This window comes from Evansella clarkii (assembly GCF_002019695.1).
In the GTDB taxonomy this organism is placed as follows: domain Bacteria; phylum Bacillota; class Bacilli; order Bacillales; family Salisediminibacteriaceae; genus Evansella; species Evansella clarkii.
The window spans coordinates 2,313,286-2,331,106 of record NZ_KV917376.1; the positions used below are offsets into that span (position 1 = coordinate 2,313,286).

General features: G+C 42.0%; 18 protein-coding genes. 15 read left to right on the plus strand and 3 right to left on the minus strand.

The features are described 5' to 3' along the window. The first annotated feature begins 11 nt into the window (after positions 1–11). Positions 12–875, plus strand: coding sequence for a YtnP family quorum-quenching lactonase (locus BK582_RS10510; RefSeq protein ID WP_078594991.1), 864 nt, complete (start codon positions 12–14; stop codon positions 873–875). Between the two features lie 106 nt (positions 876–981). Here BK582_RS10510 and BK582_RS10515 read toward each other — a convergent pair whose 3' ends face one another. Then, on the minus strand, positions 982–1,305 hold the full coding sequence (locus tag BK582_RS10515) for a PepSY domain-containing protein (protein ID WP_078594992.1): 324 nt from the start codon (positions 1,303–1,305) through the stop codon (positions 982–984). A gap of 243 nt (positions 1,306–1,548) precedes the next feature. Between BK582_RS10515 and BK582_RS10520 the strand changes: the two genes are divergently transcribed. Together BK582_RS10520 and BK582_RS10525 are read left to right on the plus strand one after the other, a co-directional pair. Next, positions 1,549–2,622: a M42 family metallopeptidase gene (locus BK582_RS10520; RefSeq protein WP_078594993.1), complete on the plus strand. Its 1,074-nt coding sequence runs from the start codon at positions 1,549–1,551 to the stop codon at positions 2,620–2,622. Positions 2,623–2,878: 256 nt separating this feature from the next. Further along, entirely contained in the window at positions 2,879–3,400 is a 522-nt protein-coding gene (locus BK582_RS10525) for a DUF84 family protein (RefSeq protein ID WP_139368234.1), read from the plus strand. Positions 3,401–3,991: 591 nt separating this feature from the next. On the opposite strand, the gene BK582_RS10530 is transcribed toward BK582_RS10525, so the two are convergent. After that, positions 3,992–4,435, minus strand: a complete 444-nt coding sequence (locus BK582_RS10530) for a YtoQ family protein (RefSeq protein ID WP_078594995.1) — start codon at positions 4,433–4,435, stop codon at positions 3,992–3,994. Between the two features lie 298 nt (positions 4,436–4,733). Between BK582_RS10530 and BK582_RS10535 the strand changes: the two genes are divergently transcribed. The 9 genes from BK582_RS10535 (at position 4,734) to BK582_RS26935 (ending at position 14,510) form a co-directional block, all read left to right on the plus strand. Then, positions 4,734–5,768: a PTS sugar transporter subunit IIC gene (locus tag BK582_RS10535; protein WP_078594996.1), complete on the plus strand. Its 1,035-nt coding sequence runs from the start codon at positions 4,734–4,736 to the stop codon at positions 5,766–5,768. Between the two features lie 10 nt (positions 5,769–5,778). Next, on the plus strand, positions 5,779–6,099 hold the full coding sequence (locus BK582_RS10540; RefSeq protein WP_078594997.1) for a thioredoxin family protein: 321 nt from the start codon (positions 5,779–5,781) through the stop codon (positions 6,097–6,099). Positions 6,100–6,229: 130 nt separating this feature from the next. Continuing rightward, entirely contained in the window at positions 6,230–7,039 is an 810-nt protein-coding gene (locus tag BK582_RS10545) for a DUF1444 domain-containing protein (protein ID WP_078594998.1), read from the plus strand. Positions 7,040–7,303: 264 nt separating this feature from the next. Continuing rightward, positions 7,304–10,273: a DNA translocase FtsK gene (locus tag BK582_RS28065; RefSeq protein ID WP_276328205.1), complete on the plus strand. Its 2,970-nt coding sequence runs from the start codon at positions 7,304–7,306 to the stop codon at positions 10,271–10,273. A 171-nt stretch (positions 10,274–10,444) separates the two neighbouring features. Continuing rightward, positions 10,445–10,633, plus strand: a complete 189-nt coding sequence (locus tag BK582_RS10555; RefSeq protein WP_078594999.1) for a hypothetical protein — start codon at positions 10,445–10,447, stop codon at positions 10,631–10,633. A 53-nt stretch (positions 10,634–10,686) separates the two neighbouring features. Continuing rightward, positions 10,687–11,793, plus strand: coding sequence for a nicotinate phosphoribosyltransferase (locus tag BK582_RS10560; protein WP_078595000.1), 1,107 nt, complete (start codon positions 10,687–10,689; stop codon positions 11,791–11,793). Positions 11,794–11,938: 145 nt separating this feature from the next. Continuing rightward, positions 11,939–12,601: a hypothetical protein gene (locus tag BK582_RS10565; RefSeq protein ID WP_078595001.1), complete on the plus strand. Its 663-nt coding sequence runs from the start codon at positions 11,939–11,941 to the stop codon at positions 12,599–12,601. 296 nt (positions 12,602–12,897) lie between these two features. Further along, positions 12,898–14,202 carry a UDP-N-acetylmuramate--L-alanine ligase gene (gene murC, locus BK582_RS10570; RefSeq protein WP_078595002.1) on the plus strand — a complete coding sequence of 435 codons (1,305 nt, stop codon included), beginning with the start codon at positions 12,898–12,900 and terminating at the stop codon, positions 14,200–14,202. 158 nt (positions 14,203–14,360) lie between these two features. Next, on the plus strand, positions 14,361–14,510 hold the full coding sequence (locus BK582_RS26935; protein ID WP_169910950.1) for a hypothetical protein: 150 nt from the start codon (positions 14,361–14,363) through the stop codon (positions 14,508–14,510). A gap of 53 nt (positions 14,511–14,563) precedes the next feature. On the opposite strand, the gene BK582_RS10575 is transcribed toward BK582_RS26935, so the two are convergent. Further along, complete coding sequence (locus BK582_RS10575; protein ID WP_078595003.1) at positions 14,564–15,679, minus strand: aminopeptidase; 1,116 nt, start codon at positions 15,677–15,679, stop codon at positions 14,564–14,566. Between the two features lie 241 nt (positions 15,680–15,920). On the opposite strand from BK582_RS10575, the gene BK582_RS10580 reads away from it, so the two are divergent. The 3 genes from BK582_RS10580 to ytxJ are packed head-to-tail and all read left to right on the plus strand — an operon-like array spanning position 15,921 to position 17,241. After that, a complete protein-coding gene (locus BK582_RS10580; protein ID WP_078595004.1) occupies positions 15,921–16,364 on the plus strand; it encodes a DUF948 domain-containing protein in 444 nt (147 codons plus the stop codon). 21 nt (positions 16,365–16,385) lie between these two features. Further along, positions 16,386–16,922: a YtxH domain-containing protein gene (locus tag BK582_RS10585; protein WP_078595005.1), complete on the plus strand. Its 537-nt coding sequence runs from the start codon at positions 16,386–16,388 to the stop codon at positions 16,920–16,922. Then, positions 16,909–17,241 carry a bacillithiol system redox-active protein YtxJ gene (ytxJ, locus tag BK582_RS10590; RefSeq protein WP_078595006.1) on the plus strand — a complete coding sequence of 111 codons (333 nt, stop codon included), beginning with the start codon at positions 16,909–16,911 and terminating at the stop codon, positions 17,239–17,241. Before BK582_RS10585 ends, ytxJ begins: the two co-directional genes overlap by 14 nt. Positions 17,242–17,821 lie beyond the last annotated feature (580 nt).

Sequence of the window (17,821 nt, forward strand, 5' to 3'; positions counted from 1 at the left end):
GGATGATAAAAATGGCATTAGAACAGTTCGAAGCGGGTGGCGTAACGTATACGTGGCTTAACGGAGGTGTCACCCATATGGACGGAGGGGCAATGTTTGGAGTGGTTCCAAAGCCATTATGGGAGAGAAAATATCCGGTTAACGAAAAGAACCAGGTTGAACTGCGGACTGACCCTGTTTTAATTCAGGCAGATGGGAAAAATATGCTTATGGAAACAGGACTGGGCAACGGCAAATTTTCCGAAAAAGCTTTAAGAAACTATGGGATTACTCAGGAATCTTCCGTGGTGGAAAACCTTAAAAGCCTCGGTTTGAAACCGGAAGATATTGATTATGTTCTTATGACACATATGCATTTCGATCATGCCAGCGGTACTTCGGGAAAAACAGATTCTGGTGAATTCGAGAGTGTATTTAAGAATGCGGAATACTGGGTGCAGGAGACAGAATGGGAAGAGTTGAAAAACCCTAACATCCGTTCCAAAAATACGTATTTTAAAGAAAACTGGCAGCCTATCGAGCATCAGGTGAAAACGTATAAGGAGTCATGTGAGCCAGTGGAGGGCATCCGGCTTATACATACTGGAGGGCATAGCGCGGGGCACAGTATTCTTGTAGTGGAACGAGGCGGAGAGAAAGTGGTACACCTGGCCGATCTAATGCCTACCCATGCTCATCAGAATGTTTTGTGGGTTCTGGCGTATGATGATTACCCAATGGACTCCATTGATGCGAAGCAGAAATACTTATTGCCTGCAATTCAGGAACGGGCTTGGTTTATTTTTTACCATGATTATAAATACAGGGCGCTGCAATGGGATGAGGATGGAAAAACGATTGAAGAGGCAGTTCTCAGAAATCAGGAAAATGAATAACAGTGAAAACACAAAAGAACAGACCCGGGCTTTTTCCGGGTCTGTTTCAGTATTGCATAGTATATAATGCTGGTGCTGCGGCTTCCTGAAGGTAAGCAGTCAGCGATTAATCATCCTGTTTAACCAGTTTAAGAATTGCTCCTGTAGAGCTGTCTGCATAGAATTCATAAGCGTTCATTTTACCCTGTTCATCGGTACAGGTAATTCCGCCCCTGTAAACATTATAGGAAAGTTCATCAGTTTCATACTTTTCAGGGATCATATGCACCCAGGATCCTTCAATCGAACCAAGATGCTTTGCTTTTTCCTTCACTTGTTTTAACGCTTTTTCCGGAGAGAGCTGGCTCTGATTTTTTTCCATCTGGTTTTTTGCAATCAGCGTTACGGCCACACCAGCCCCTACTCCCGCTGCGAAACGTTTCCATCCCATTGTAAAACACCTCTTTCCAGTTAGCACTATAAGATAGCTTTTTCAGTGAAAACAATCCAATTCTGCTTTCAGTATAACCAACATAAACAAAAATGCCAAATTTATCAATGTTAAATTTTGAAAAAAAGGTTAATTCTAATGTAAGAAGTTTTTATTTCGACAGCCGAATAACTGGAAACAAGTCTGATAATTTTGGTAAAATGTAAAAAGATACATAAGCATAGATTCTGAAAGGAGCACATAATGAAACAGGAGACACTTGATTTATTCAAAACGTTAACACAGATTCCCGGTGCACCAGGCTTTGAGCATGAAGTAAGAAGTTTTGTGCGTGATGAGCTGAGAAAATACAGTGACGAAGTTATACAGGATCGCCTCGGCGGGATCTTCGGTGTCAAAAAAGGTGAAGAAGCCGGCCCGAAAGTGATGGTTGCGGGACATATGGACGAAGTAGGTTTCATGGTCACCTCGATTACTGACAAAGGTTTAATTCGTTTTCAGCCGCTTGGAGGCTGGTGGAGCCAGGTCCTTCTTGCTCAGCGTTTTCAGGTAATTACAGAGAAAGGTCCTGTTACGGGAGTAGTTGGTTCAATTCCGCCCCATCTTCTTGATGAAGCAAAACGGAAAAAGCCGATGGAAATAAAGAATATGCATTTAGATATAGGTGCGGATAATAAAGAAGATGCCGAGAGGATCGGTATTAAACCAGGTCAGCAAATCGTGCCTGTCTGCCCGTTTGAAAAAATGGCGAATGAGAAGAAAGTGATCTCTAAGGCGTGGGATAACCGCTATGGTGTAGGGCTTTCCATCGAATTATTAAAAGAACTTCAGGGAGAAACACTGCCGAATACTTTATATTCCGGAGCGACTGTCCAGGAGGAAGTAGGCCTTCGAGGTGCACAGGTGGCCGCAAATATGATCCAGCCTGACATTTTTTATGCACTCGACGCCAGCCCGGCCAATGATACTTCTGACGAAAAAGATACGTTTGGGCATCTTGGAAAAGGAGCACTGCTGAGGATTCTGGATCGTACAATGGTAACTCACCGTGGAATGAGGGATTTTATCCTTGATACCGCTGAGTCCGGAAACATTCCTTACCAGTACTTTATTTCCCAGGGCGGAACAGATGCCGGCCGTGTTCATATGTCAGGAAATGGCGTTCCTTCCGCAGTTATTGGGATATGTTCCCGATACATCCATACATCCGCTTCCATCATCCACGTAGATGATTATGCAGCTGCTAAGGAGCTTATCACCACTCTTGTCAGGAAAACAGATAAAACAACCCTTGAAACGATCAGAAGTAATGTTTAATTAGATAATGGAAATCCCTTTCCGCTAAGGAAAGGGGTTTTCTGTGTGAGAGGTTGTTTTTAGGCGGTGGCGGGGCAATGAAGGTTTTGTATATAGAAGGGTAAATTTCGCTGATAGCCTGTATGGTTTCGCAGATAGAGGGTGAGATTTCGCAATAGCCCACTCAAATTCGCTGATAGAAAATAAATTGGACGCTGAGAATCAAAAATAATAATTTGATGAAGTGATTTAAAATTACTATGGAGGGCAAGTTATCGTGGATGAAATATATATCGGTTCAAAAAATCCTGCGAAAATAACCGCAGTTCAGAGTGTATTTACAAGAGCGAAAGTCATTTCTGAGGAAGTTCCTACTTCGGTATCCCCTCAGCCGTTATCGGATGAGGAGACGAAACAAGGAGCTGTGAACAGAGCAGTATATTTAATTACCAACAATAAAAATATTTCATTGGGAATCGGCCTTGAAGGAGGCGTCATTGATAGTGAAGAAGGGATGTTCCTTTGCAACTGGGGAGCATTGGCAGTTAAAGGCGGAGGAGTATACACTGCCGGTGGTGCAAGAATTCCGCTTCCTGAAGATATTGCCGCAAAAATCCGGGCAGGGAATGAGCTTGGAGATGTTATTGATCAATGGGCGGAGAAGACAGACGTGAGGAAAAAAGAAGGAACGATAGGTATTTTAACTGCAGGCGAAATTACCCGTGAACTCATGTTTGAGCATATTGTAAGGCTCCTTTATGGACAATGGAAATTTTCCCGGTTAAGGTCGGAGAAATAAATTTATCTCTCACTCATAGCTATTAATAACCGTTCAGGAAAAAACGCCATGTGTCAGTTTCTAAAGTGATCGTTTTTGAGAGGTGCTTCTCTAAAATAGTGGAAAGGAAAAGCGTATTTTATTTATATAATTAATAATATATAAAAGTAAAATAAACGGATATTTTTCGTTTATTTGGAGATTGAAGCTTATTTTAGTTGATATAAGGGGAAGTTTTCCGGTTATGCAAGATAAAATCACCCAATTTAGAACTTTTCGAGTTAATAGGCGCAATCTCTCCGTCTATTTTAGAGTTTTTTTATAATAATCACGAATGAAGCGCCCTTATTCAGAAGATCACATCGGTTTCTTAACCTGAGCTCCAACCGATAAGTTTAATTCCTCTTGATAGTGGATGCAGGAATCAGCAGCTTTTCATCGACCACCAGTTTATAAATGTTGGGAATTTCGTAGAAATCTTGATTAATAAAGAAAAAGACGTATGCCAATTCATACGTCAATTCTTGTTTGTTTGTTTAATAAGATAGCTCCCAATAATGGAGACTCAGGTGGTCTTTATCCACAGACGTTAATTTTTAAAGTGACTGTTATTTAATCCTCAAAAATATAAGAGACAGCTTTCAGAGCCTGCTCCGGAGTTTCCACAGTCACTTGTGCTTTTTCTGAGAGCTCTTTTAGAGGATGGTGCAGACTTTCCGGGCGGATGAGTATAAGCGGCTTATTCAGGGCGATAGCGGCAGCAGCATCCATTGCACTGTTCCATTGCTTGTATTTTTCGCCAAACAAGGCAATAACGATGTCTGATTTATTCAGAAGAACCTGAGTCCGGAGGTTATTTATCTTTGAAGCAGCTTCGTCCTTAAGCACAGCGTTCGGCTGTTCTCCCAGAATTTCTTCTCCTATATTGTCAGACCTGTCATGGTTTTCCATTGGTCCGGTGAACTGAAGAGGCAGATTCATTTGTGCTGCTTTATCCTTAATTTCTTTTCGCCAGTCGTCATGTATCTGGCCTGCCAGATATACTGTAAATTCCATTATTGCTTCACTCCTTCTTCTATTTGTGATTCCATTTTAAACATAAACAGAAATGTCAGTAAAGAAATCGGTTTCAATCATCAGCTTGGCAATCTATTGTTAACCGTGTAATATTAACATTGGCAGTATAAGAAGAAAGTTTTGGAAAAAATGTATGTGCAAATAAAAGAGAGGTAATCTATTTGTAGCTGTACTTTGCTGTATAGATTAACTTTATCAGCCACTAATAAAACACGGGGAAACTGATATTTATCATTGTGAACGATTTTTTTACAACCATAGCAGCGGAGGAATAACGATGAAGGAATTTTTACATAGAAAAGGTGTCAGGCCTTCCCTCCAGACATATTTAATTGACGCTTTAAGCTATATGGCTTTAGGTCTGTTTTCATCCTTAATCATCGGGCTTATCATGCAGACTGCGGGGCGTTTACTTAGTGATTTAAACGTCCTCACTGGAGCAGCAGGTTTTCTGGAAACGATGGGCGGGACGGCGATGTCCCTGATGGGGCCGGCTATAGGTGTAGCAGTTGCCTATGGCTTGAAAGCACCTCGTCTTGTAATTTTCGCTGCAGTCGTAAGCGGCGCAGCGGGGGCTGAACTTGCCGGTCCGGCAGGGAGTTTCATAGCTGCATTATTGTCAACTGAAATTGGAAAGCTTGTCTCCCAGGAAACGAAAGTAGACATTATCGTTACACCATTCGTAACGATAGCTGCAGGTGTGGGGACAGCGACTTTGATTGGTCCTCCAATCGCTGCATTTCTCACTGGTTTTGGACAGTTTATCATGTGGGCGACCCAGCAGCAGCCATTCATTATGGGAGTACTCGTAGCTGTTTTTATGGGGCTTGCCTTAACAGCGCCTATATCCAGTGCTGCGATTGCGATTATTTTAGGACTAGAAGGGCTTGCTGCCGGGGCAGCTACAGTTGGCTGTGCGGCTCAGATGGTCGGTTTCGCCGTAAGCAGCTACAGGGAAAACAAGTGGTCAGGGCTCGTTTCTTTAGGGATAGGCACTTCGATGCTCCAGATAGCTAACGTTGTGAGAAACCCATGGATCATCCTGCCGCCTACTCTGGCTGCCGCAATATTAGGTCCTGTTTCCACTCTGGTTTTTCAAATGGAAAACAGTCCGGAAGGGGCAGGCATGGGAACGAGCGGTTTAGTTGGCCAAATAATGACCATTAACATGATGGGTAGCAGTTCAGGAGTACTGTTTGCTATCCTCCTGCTGCATTTTATTGGTCCTGCTGTGTTAAGTTTGATATTCTCAGAGTGGATGCGAAAAACAGGGAAAATCCGCTTTGGCGATATGAAAATTGAACAATCCTAGGAGGAGTATAATGGAGACGGTATTAAATATTGAGCAGTTTAAAGAAGTGAAACAGGAAGACGGTTCTGTGATGATGTTTACCGCTGGCTGGTGTCCGGATTGTACAGTGCTTGAACCTGATCTGCCTGCGCTGCAGGAACACTTTCCTGAATTTAACTTTTATAAAGTAGACCGTGACCAGTTTATGGACCAGTGCCAGGAACTGGATATATACGGCATTCCAAGTTTTCTTGTTTTTAAAAAAGGAAAAGAAGTGCACAGGTTTGTAAGTAAAGACCGTAAATCCAAAGAGGAAATTATCAAATTTTTAAACGAAGCTAAGAATAAATAAAAACAAAACAAGTGCCATGGAAGTTTTTCAGCTTCCATGGCATTTTTTCTGTCTCTTAGTGAGCCCGTTTGTTGGTTCATTGCCTGAGAAATGATAAAATAAGAAGTTGTAACAAAAGGGAGGTCAAGGTATGAAACCTTTACAAATAAAACGGGAAATTGAAAGCCGGTTAACTAATGAAAATTGGGTCACATCTTTTGACAGGGACAGCGAGACCCTCCGAATTGTAGATAAACGCTATGACAAAGGGGTAACGGTTCAGCTTTCAAACCTTAAAGATAAGTTCAAAGAAAACAAAGAAAAAGCTCTGGAGGAGACAATAAATTTTATCAATGAAGGCTTGGGGCTGCTTGGTAAAACAATAAACCTTGAAGGAAATGAAAAAAACATTTTTCCGGTTATCAGAGCGACATCTTTTCCTACGGAGACTGAGGATGGAAAAAAACTCATCTATTCAGACCATACAGCTGAAACAAGAGTATATTATGCGGTCGACCATGGGAGATCATTTTCTTTAATCGATGCCGAAACACTTGAAAATGAAGGCAAATCCTTAAAAGAAATACATGAAGCTGCTCTGTTTAATATTCGGTCTCTGGGCGGAGATATGAAAAGTGATAAAGTAGCAGGGAATACTTTTTACTTTCTGAATACAGATGACGGCTATGATGCAAGCCGCATCCTTAACGAATCTCTGTTAAAGGAGATGAGTGAAAAATCTGCCGGCCAGCTTGCGGTTGCCGTGCCTCACCAGGATGTGCTTATATTTGGCGACATCCGAAACGAGACAGGCTTTGATATTCTGGCGCAGATGGTGTTTCAATTCTTCTCTGAAGGCCGTGTGCCAATCACAGCTCTGCCATTTATCTATGAAAATAATGAATTAGAGCCTGTATTTATTCTGGCTCAGCGAAAGCCCAAATCAGGTAAAAAGAAGTAGAGCCTTTCCGTTTTTAAGAGTGTAAACTAATCAGGACCGCCTGTCAGGGTGGTTCTTTTTAGTGGTAATAGACGGCGCCGCCTTCAGCATTTTGTTATTCAGGTAATGCCTCGTTCAGGGCTTAACTATGGAAGTGGCGCAAAAGCGGACAAAGAGAGGATAAAATTACCGAAACCTATCCTTACACTGGTTACTTTTCTGATATACTTTAGTTTACACAGAAATGTTTTCCAGACAAGACTTCAAAGAAACAGGTGATATAAAATGGCAAAACGGTTTCCCCGTTTTTTAATAGGCTTAAAAAACTGGATGTTTCCTTCATCAGAAGACCAGGAGTATTCAAATAGTAACTACACAGATTATGAGGTGAAGGGTAAAACAAATTCAGATACATATTACCCAAGGCTGCAAAAACAGAACAGTCCTGAGCCCAAAGTGATTCATCAGTATCCTAAAAAAGGGAACTTTCGTTTCCCGGTTATAAAAGATGAGGAGCCAGCTCAAAAAAGAGGCAAAATACAGAGACCGCCTGAAGTGAAAAGAAACAAGGAGAAACGCTCCTTTACAAAAGAGCAATACAGTACCAGAGCAACCAGCACCGAACGTAAGGAGAGAAAACCTGCGCAAGTAAGAAAAGGTACAGAGGGTCAGAAACCAAGGTTTCAGGGCAAAGACTTTTCCGTTCGTTCTGTTCCTTCTCCGGTTTACGGGTTTAATAAGCCGCCAGTTCGTAAACCGAAAATGGTGGCTGATGAAGAGAGGGAGGAGCAACAAGCATGGTATCCTCCAGAAGAGACAATTAAACGTGATTTCACAGAAGAAGATAATGCAGCTGAAAGAAAGCTGCAGGAAACCTTGAAAAAAGCCGACTTTCTTCCACCATCAGCAAATGTTGCTGTCTATAAGCAGGAAAAGAATCAGCCTCATGAAAAGGTGAAGAGAGATACAGAAGAAATTATCAATCCTGATAAGGAAAAGATGGAAACTCAACCTTCGAATCAAACTGAAGAAATGGAAGAAACAGAAACTATCTCGCTATATCACGAAAAAGAAGAACCTGCCCTTCGCTACGAAGAAAGTGAAGCAGAAACTTTTCACCGTATAGCTGAACCTGAAAGAGAAGAGATATGCAGTCAGAACGAAGCCATTGAAACAGAAGCAGAGGTGTTCAATAACGATGAAACGGATGAAGAAAATTGGCTGCTGAATAAAACTGCAGATGAAGAAAATTCGGCGCCTGAATCAGAGGATGGCTTAGAACAGATAAATACTATTGAACGAGGGTATCATTCAGAGGAGCATGCTCCTGCTGCTGAATATGCTGCAGCTATGGAAACAGAAGCACCTTCCCCAGCAAATGGAGAACAGCCCGGTCATGAGAGTGAGAGTGAGACTGAAACTGTAAACAGCGCTTTTAGCGTTGACGAAGCTGTCAATGCAGCAGCAGAAGAAGAAGCGGAGAATCAGTTCCATACGGAAGAGGAAGCTCCGCAAACTTTCTCTGAATATAATGACGCGCCAGCATGGACCGAAGAGGAAGAAGCGTCAGCAGAAATCGATTACTCTGGCGAACCCCGCGTTGAAACGGCTGCTTCTCCGGCTGAAGAAAGTACATCAGACCGGGATGCTTTTTCCAGGAAAAAGGACAAGAAAAGAAAAGACAGGCATAGAAATGAAAGTACAAGCCCTGTTACTGGTTCAGGGTTCAAAAAAACAGAAGAGAAAAGACAGGGTAACATCCCTTTTAATGTACTGATGAACCGGTCGGACAGAGTAAAAGTAAAGCGGAGAGAAGAAGAGCGAAAAAGAGGATATGCTTTTCCATCATTACAGCTTCTCGACATTCCGCCTAAAAGGATGGGCATCGATGACGAATGGGTGACTGATCAGGTAAGCACGTTGAATGAAACATTCGATTACTTCAGGATTCGGGCGAAGGTGGTGCATGTAACAAAAGGACCTTCTGTCACCCGTTTTGAAATCCAGCCTGAGCCGGGAGTTAAAGTAAGTAAAATCACTAATCTTACTGATGATTTGAAGCTAAGCCTTGCGGCAAAAGAAATCCGGATAGAAGCACCAATTCCGGGCAAGAACACGATTGGGATAGAGGTACCGAATAAAGTTTCCGAACCAGTTTTCCTGAGGGAGATACTGCACCATAAGGAGTTTCGTACCCAGGAATCTCCCCTTACGGCAGCACTTGGAATGGATATTACCGGAGAGCCGGTAGTTACGGATCTGCAAAAAATGCCTCATGGTCTGATCGCCGGGGCTACCGGATCAGGAAAAAGTGTTTGTGTAAACTCTATTCTTGTGAGTCTGCTTTATAAGGCGTCTCCTGAAGAAGTAAGACTCCTGTTAATTGACCCGAAAATGGTAGAGCTTGCGCCATATAATGGTATACCTCACCTCGCAGCTCCTGTTATTACAGATCCAAAAGAAGCTACGGAGGGTCTGAAATGGGCTGTTGGTGAAATGGAAAGAAGATACGAATTATTTGCAAGAGAAGGTTCAAGAGACTTGAAGCGTTTTAACAAAAAAATGAAAGAAAAAGGCCAGGAGAAAGATGTTTTACCATATCTCGTAGTTGTCGTAGATGAGCTGGCAGACTTGATGATGGTCGCTCCTCATGATGTGGAGGAAGCAATCTGCCGTCTTGCCCAGAAAGCAAGAGCTTGCGGCATCCATTTACTCGTAGCTACCCAGCGTCCGTCAGTGGATGTAATTACTGGTCTTATAAAATCCAATATCCCGACACGTATCGCATTTTCTGTTTCTTCTCAGGCGGATTCAAGAACGATTATCGACAGCGGTGGAGCGGAACGCCTCCTTGGAAGAGGAGACATGCTGTTCATGGAGAATGGATCAGGAAAACCTGTGCGTATCCAGGGAACTTTTGTTTCTGATGAGGAAATAGACCGTGTTATGGAGTATGTAAAACAGGCCGGGAAGGCAGAATATTTATTTGAAAGAGAAAATTTACAAAAACAAATAGAAGCAGATTCAGAAGATGATTTATTCGAACCTGCATGCGATTTTGTTTATGAGCAGCAGGCAGCATCTGCTTCACTTTTACAGCGCCATTTCCGAATTGGGTACAATCGGGCAGCACGCCTGATCGATGAAATGGAGGAAAGGGGTATAATTTCCTCCGCCAAAGGGAGCAAACCGAGGGAAGTTTATTTGACAAAAGAGGGAAATAGCGGAAAAATAGGAGTAAGAGGGGATACTTAGACTACACACCATTCTCCTTTTTTTATACAATATGGTAAAGATAGAGAAAAAATTAAGGGAAGGGATGCAGAAAAGCTTTCAGGATGTCAGTCCCGGCAGACCGCACGCTTCACAGCGGACTCCGGTATCTTCAAATGAGATCGAATCAATACTATAAGGGGGAGTGTTCTTATGCAGCAGATTCCTTTAGGAAATTTGGTTCAATTTGTATCTCCGAAGTTGCGTCATCTTTTGAAAGAAGAAGAGCTAACCCAATGGATAGTTCTCCAGAACGGAATTCAGCAAGTGGATAAACATGATTTAGTTGAAATTGTTGAAGCAGTAATACTGGAGCATCAGAAAACCCCTTATTATCACTAAAACGATCGTCAAGTGTGTGACAGAAAATGCCGACGTAAATTAAGGAGTAGAAAATGAAAGAGATTACTTTGAAACTACAGGGAAAAATTAAGCGCCTTACTAACGATACTTTTAAATTTGATGAACGTGTAGGTGAAGGATGGTTCTCTGCGGTCTACTTTTTAAAAACAAAGAAAATCGCCGAGAGACATAAGGCGGATAATATAATTACAATGCAGTTTTTTCAGAAAAAGCATGCTGTGCTTTGCGGAACTGATGAAGTGATTGCCCTGCTTAAGACTTTTGCCGAAAGACCAGAGGAACTTGAAATTTACTCTCTTAAGGACGGCGACAAAATTTCACCTTTTGAAACAGTTCTTACAATTAAAGGGCATTACCAGCAATTTGGTTTTTTAGAAGGTGTCATTGACGGCATTCTCGCAAGAAGAACTTCCGTGGCAACAAATGTTTATGAAGTTGTAAAAGCGGCTAAATCTTCCGGTGTTGAGAAGCCGGTCATCTTCATGGGGGACAGGGATGACCATTTTACACAGCAGTCCGGTGATGGATACGCAGCGTTTATAGGAGGCTCACAGGCTCAGGCAACTCATGCCATGAATGAATGGTGGGGGAAGAAGGGAATGGGAACTATGCCTCATGCCCTGATTCAGCTGTTTGAAGGTGATGTGGTAGAGGCAACAAAAGCTTATCAGGAAACATTTCCGGACGATGAATTAATGGCTCTCGTTGATTACAATAACGATGTCATTACTGACTCACTCAAAGTGGCCAGAGAGTTTGGAGATAAACTGAAAGGTGTCCGTGTTGATACTTCAAAAACGTTAGTGGATCAGTATTTCTTCCGTAATCCTGACGTGCTTGGAACGTTTGATCCAAGAGGTATTAACCCAACCTTGCTTTTTGCCCTCAGAAAAGCCCTTGACGAAGAAGGTTTCCAGCATGTGAAAATAGTTGTGTCAGGAGGGTTTGACGCGAAGCGGATTGAGGAATATGAAAAGCTGGGTGCTCCTGTAGACATTTACGGAGTAGGAAGCAGTCTTTTAAAGATTCACATAGGCTTTACAGGCGACAATGTTCTCCTTAATGGTAAACCGGAAGCCAAAACAGGGAGAATATACCGACCGAATCCCCGCCTTGAAAAAATAGAATTTGATGACTAACTAACAACTGCCAGACTGTTCAATCGATGTCAATTGAGCAGTCTTTTCCTTTGGAATACGGACCAGGCAAGGGGCTGTTACATTTGTTTGTCCGGGGAAAAGCAAGCGATCATTTTATGACAGCATAAGAGAAAGGAGTGCCGGGATGGACGAGAAGCATGCTTCATTTATAATTGATTTCGAAACGGTAAAACAGCAAAAACAAAAATATATGGAAAATGCCCTTATGGATCTTTACGAGAAACTGTTTACTTATATTGACAAGGAAGCTAATATACGGGAAAAAGTACGGGCAAAGCAGATTTTCTCCCATAAAACCGGCATACCGGCAGAATATATATTAGAGCAGGATACAGTCCTGCATTTTGAACACTGGTTCGCTTTTGATTACATCACAGTAGCAGGTTCCAGAATGTTTGATTTATTTGTAAGGGAAAAACAAGAGGAATTAACCAAGCCAATGCTGGATTTAAGCGGGTTTATGATGCTGATGGCGCTGGAGCCTGTACATGTTAAAGCAGTCGAAGATGATAATATTACATTTTCAGGCGTCCTTGAAAACTCCGTGGAAGAAAGGGAAGCTGTGTTTTTCCTGAAAGGCAGTTTCAATATTCAGGAAGGGGATACAGTTTTTCTGAGAATAGTCAGGGCAGGGTTCAAAAACTTTATTATTGGCCCTCCATTTTCAGTGGATGATGGTAAAGCAACAGAAATTCTAACTGAAATAAGAACTGCAGGGAAAGAAGGAAGAGTAAGAAAATACTTAAAAGAGTCGGGAATTGATTATTTAAGACATAAAAAGGGGTAAAGATAAGAGTAGTCAGCCTGATTTATTATTAACTTGCTTTGACATTGCCAGTAACGTATCCTTCCATAAGCCTGGCTTGTGTAAATAATGGATGCAGAGGGGAAAATTAAAGCGTAAGAATAAAGGGTAATATGTTAATATTGATTGTTTCCCGTTTTGCTTTTTTGCTATAATGGGAAAGTATGAAATTTATATTCCCAATTAATATTAATTAGGCATATACTTTAGAGATACCCGTACAAAAAAGCCTGGTGCTAAGGCAGTCCTTAGAACCAATGGATTTGTGGAGGTTCAACATGACAGTTTATCATTTTATTGGAATTAAAGGCTCTGGAATGAGCGCATTAGCACAAATATTGAGCGATATGAAGTTTAGTGTTCAAGGTTCAGATGTAGAAAAAGAATTTTTTACCCAGAAGCCTCTGGAAAAAAAAGGAATTCCTTTACTTCCGTTTCAAAAGGAAAACATAGAGGAAGGCCAGACTATTATCGCTTCCGCGGCTTATAATGATGAAAATGAAGAGATCAGGACGGCAAACGAACTTAATATACCTGTACACCCGTATCCGAATTTCCTTGGAGAGTTCATTCAGCAATTTACGAGTATCGCTGTTACTGGTTCCCACGGAAAAACTTCTACGACAGGTTTATTGTCCCACGTGCTTCAGGCAGCAAAGCCTACATCTTTCCTGATAGGAGACGGTACGGGAAAAGGTGAAGAAGAAAGTGAATACTTTGTTTTTGAGGCCTGTGAGTATCGCCGGCATTTTCTCAATTACAAACCTGATTACGCGATTATGACTAATGTTGATTTTGACCACCCGGATTACTTCAAAGATGTTAATGATGTATTTGCCGCTTTTCAGGACATGGCGATGCAGGTAAACAAGGCTATTATAGCTTGTGGTGATGATGAGTATCTTCAGAAAATCAATGCTCAGGTCCCAGTCGTTTATTATGGTTTGAACGACGATAATGATTTCTGTGCGAAAAATATTCACACTGATGAAGAAGGAACGCATTTTGACGTCTATGTACGTAATTCATTATACGCTTCGTTTACAGTGCCGGGATACGGAAATCATTACGTCCTTAATTCCCTCTCTGTCATTGCCCTTTGCCATTATGAAGGGGTGGAAGTGGAAGTAGTACAATCACAGCTGAAGACTTTTAAAGGGGTAAAACGGCGTTTTACTGAGAAGGAATTTGGTTCTCAGATTCTTATTGATGATTATGCCCATCATCCTACAGAGATCTCGGCGACAATTGAATCGGCGAAACAGAAATATTCTTCAAGAGAAGTAGTGGCAGTGTTCCAGCCTCATACCTTTACGAGAACGAAAACATTTCTCGATGAATTCGCCGAGAGCCTGAAAACAGCTGACCATGTATACCTTTGTGATATATTTTCATCTGCAAGGGAAAAAGGCGGGGAGCTGTCAATTCAGGATTTGCAGGACCGGATTCCAGGGGCAAAACTCTTAACAGAAGACACGGTCAGCCAGCTGACAGAACATGATAATGGAGTACTGCTGTTTATGGGTGCCGGGGATGTGCAGAAGTTCCAGCGGGCATACGAAGCACTGAAAGTCAGTAACTGAATAATGAATCACCCGGCGGCATTATAGCCTGCCGGATAAAAAACTCCCCGGGGATCATCCCCGGGGAGTTTTTAATGGATTTTGAAAGTTTATATATGTGAATGAATTTCATATAGAGACTTTTTATAAAATAAAGACGAACATTATTTACTTTTCGATTGCAGCGTAAGACGGCGACTCGTGCGGGAAAAGCATGGGAAGCTGAAAATCCATTTATGACGGCTTTCAGCCGTCATAAATTAGTTGAAGCCGTGCCCGCAGAACGCGTCCGTCTGAAACGTAAATCGATCAGCAAAGTAATAATTTAAGATAATGTTCGTATTAATGATGAAAATCATGGTTTATGAAATTGATTCATGTATTACTTCAAATTCTCCGGATTTAGTGATTTAAGGTCTTCTGCAACAAACCTTCCATCTTCCCGGATGAGTTCTCCGTCAAAATATATTTTGCCACCGCCGTATTCCGGGCGCTGGATGTTCACTATATCCCAGTGTACGGCAGAGTCATTGCCATTATAAGCATTCTCATATGCCTGACCTGGAGTGAAATGGAAACTTCCGTCTATTTTCTCGTCGAACAGAATATCCTGCATTGGGTGGAGTATGTATGGATTAACACCAATAGCAAATTCTCCGATATAACGGGCACCTTCGTCTGTGTCCAGTATGGCATTGATTTTCTCTGTATTATTTGATTCTGCCTGGACGATTTTTCCGTTCTCGAAAGTGAATTTAATATTTTCAAAGGAGAATCCTTGATAAGGTGAAGCAGTGTTATAAGTAATAGTTCCGTTCACTGAATCTTTGACAGGAGCAGTATACACTTCGCCATCGGGAATGTTCAGTCTTCCTGCGCACTTAATTGCCGGGATATCTTTTATAGAGAAGCTGATGTCAGTCCCTTGACCGGTTATCCTCACTTCGTCTGTATTATTCATACGTTCAACTAAAGCATCCATTGCTTTATCCATTTTACTGTAATCAAGATTACATACATTGAAATAGAAATCTTCAAAACCGGCTGTACTCATTTTTGCCAGCTGCGCCATAGAAGAGGTAGGGTAACGGAGGACGACCCACTTAGTTTTCGGCACTCGGATTTCTCTGTGGACTTTTGTACCTACAGTTTTTTGGTGGAGGCTCATTTTTTCATCAGGAACGTCTGACAGCTCATTTATGTTATCGCCAGCTCTGAGGCCTATGTATGCGTCCATTTCTTTCATCACCTGAGCCTCAAATTCTGCAGTGAGATTCTGCTGTTCTTCGTCAGCTCCGATAAGTAAAGAACGGTTTATTTCATGCTCTTTTAGGGAAACGAAAGGGAGACCACCTGCTTCATAAGCTTCTTCCACTAAGGCGCTTACAAGCTCCTTCTGGATACCGAAGTTTTCAATGAGCAGCTTTTCTCCTTTTTGAAGGTTTACCGAGTAATTAATTAAGTTTCTCGCGAGTGTCTGAATTCGAGGATCTCTCATCTTTTTTTATTCCTCCTGTAAATTGTATAATGATTGAAGTATGGTTATATTCTACACACTTCTTTTACAGGAAACCAGCGTAACGCTTGCTATTTCTAACAGGCAAATTACACAATAATGGAGGATTTAGTAAAAAAAATGTAGAATGATGATATTGAGGGATGAAAATAACTGCAGGCAGTAATACTCTTTTTAGAGTGTTTTAAAAGATATAGAAAAAATTCAGGAGGTGCTTTCGTTAATGGAGTGGCTATTATATTTGAGTGTAGCAATTATCGCAGTTGCTTTCGCGGCATTGGTTTTTTATTTAATCAGGACATTAATCTCCATGAAGCAAACATTGGATAATGTATCATCTACTGTTGAGGGACTTCAGCAGCAGGTTGATGGAATTACGAAGGAGTCCCAGGAACTGATACATAAAACGAATTTGCTTGCTGATGATATTCAGCGAAAGTCAGATTCGTTGAATTCTGTTTTTGCAGCGGCTAATGATCTTGGTGAAACGGTACAGAATGTGAACCATTCCTTAAAGACAGTCTCTGCCGCAATTTCCAAAAAAGCGAATGAACAGTCAGACCAGGTGGCTCAGGCAGTTAAATGGGGCAATGTTGCTCTGGATTTCTGGGGAAAATGGAAAGCAAAAAAAGCTGATATAGATACTAAAGAGAAAAAAGTAAAATAATTTTTCCAAGGAGGAATAGTGATGGGTGAGAATAACAACGGTATGAATACGAAAGATTTTATTATCGGGATGTTTGTAGGGGGAACAATAGGCGCAGCGGCGGCCCTTCTGACAGCTCCAAAATCCGGTAAGGAGCTTCGCCAGGATATTAACGAACAGGCGCGGGCAGCAAAGGACAGAACGACAGACTGGACCAGCCAGGCAGTGGAAAAAGGAAATCAGCTGGCTGTAACGGCGAAGGAAGGCACAAGCACTATTGCTAAAACAGTTTCAGGTCAATCCACCAGTTTAGTGGAAAAAGTTAAAGATCTTGCAGGAAAGGTCCGAAAAGACATGGAGGAGCTCACAGAATCCGCAGATTATCTCTCAGATGATATGGAGGGTATCAGCGATGAAATTGCTGCTTCCGTAAGGAAAGAAGTAGAAGACCTTCAGCGTTCTGTAGAGCAGCTTGTTAAAGAAGTAGAAGAGAAAGAAAAAGCCAGAAATGAGAAGAACGGCGCTTCAGCTCCGGAAAATCAGGATACAGGAGGAGAAGAGGAAAATGGCACTAACTAAAATTGATGAAAAGCAGCAGTTTGAGGAAGTGCTGAATGAGCAGGGAACACTGATACTCCTTAAAAACAGTACTACCTGTCCTATAAGCCATGAAGCTTTTAAAGAAACGGAAAAGTTCGCAGGTGAAAATGATAATATTCCTGTATATTACCTGAACGTTCAGGAGCTGAGGGACCTATCCAATGAAGTGGCTGAAAAATACAACGTTAAACATGAATCTCCCCAGGCACTCTTGTTTTCAGAAGGGAAAGTATCCTGGCATGCTTCCCACTGGAAAGTAACGAAAAAAGAGCTTGTGAAAGCGTGGGAAAATAAATAGGTGTGTGAACAGGAAGCCGGTTTCGTTTCGGCGGATAAATATATGAAGCAGCATACTAATACAGACCAGATCCGGGATTTGGTCTGTATTTTTGTGTGCCCGGCATGTGCATACGCTTTAGGGTTCAAGTCCCGAACAGTGAAGGTCGTTGTAACTGCTAGCTAAAGGCAAGGGTGTCCGGGGCGACTCGGAATCTGAAGGAAGCCGGAGGCAAATCTCCGACCCGAGGAACACGAATCTCATACAAGGCTGTCTGGTCTGGATGAGGCTGCAAAACAAGTCAAAGTCCTAACGACCGAAGGATCCGGCAGTAAATGAGGCGGGTATATGGAGAGGAAGTTTATGCACTTACCCGGGGAGGTCTGACAGGAACGCCGTACAAATGCGGTAACTGATTCCAGGAGGAATCACTGAACTGTCAGAAGTCAGCCGAAGCCATAGTACCACAGATTTCTAGATTTTGTGGGAAGGGCTGAATCATGAAAAGAGTGCTCATCCACCTGCGTACGTATCATTCGATGACACAGAACATACCAGCTTGCCTAGGAAGCAGAGGTGAATCCCTCCAGGGCTTAGGAAG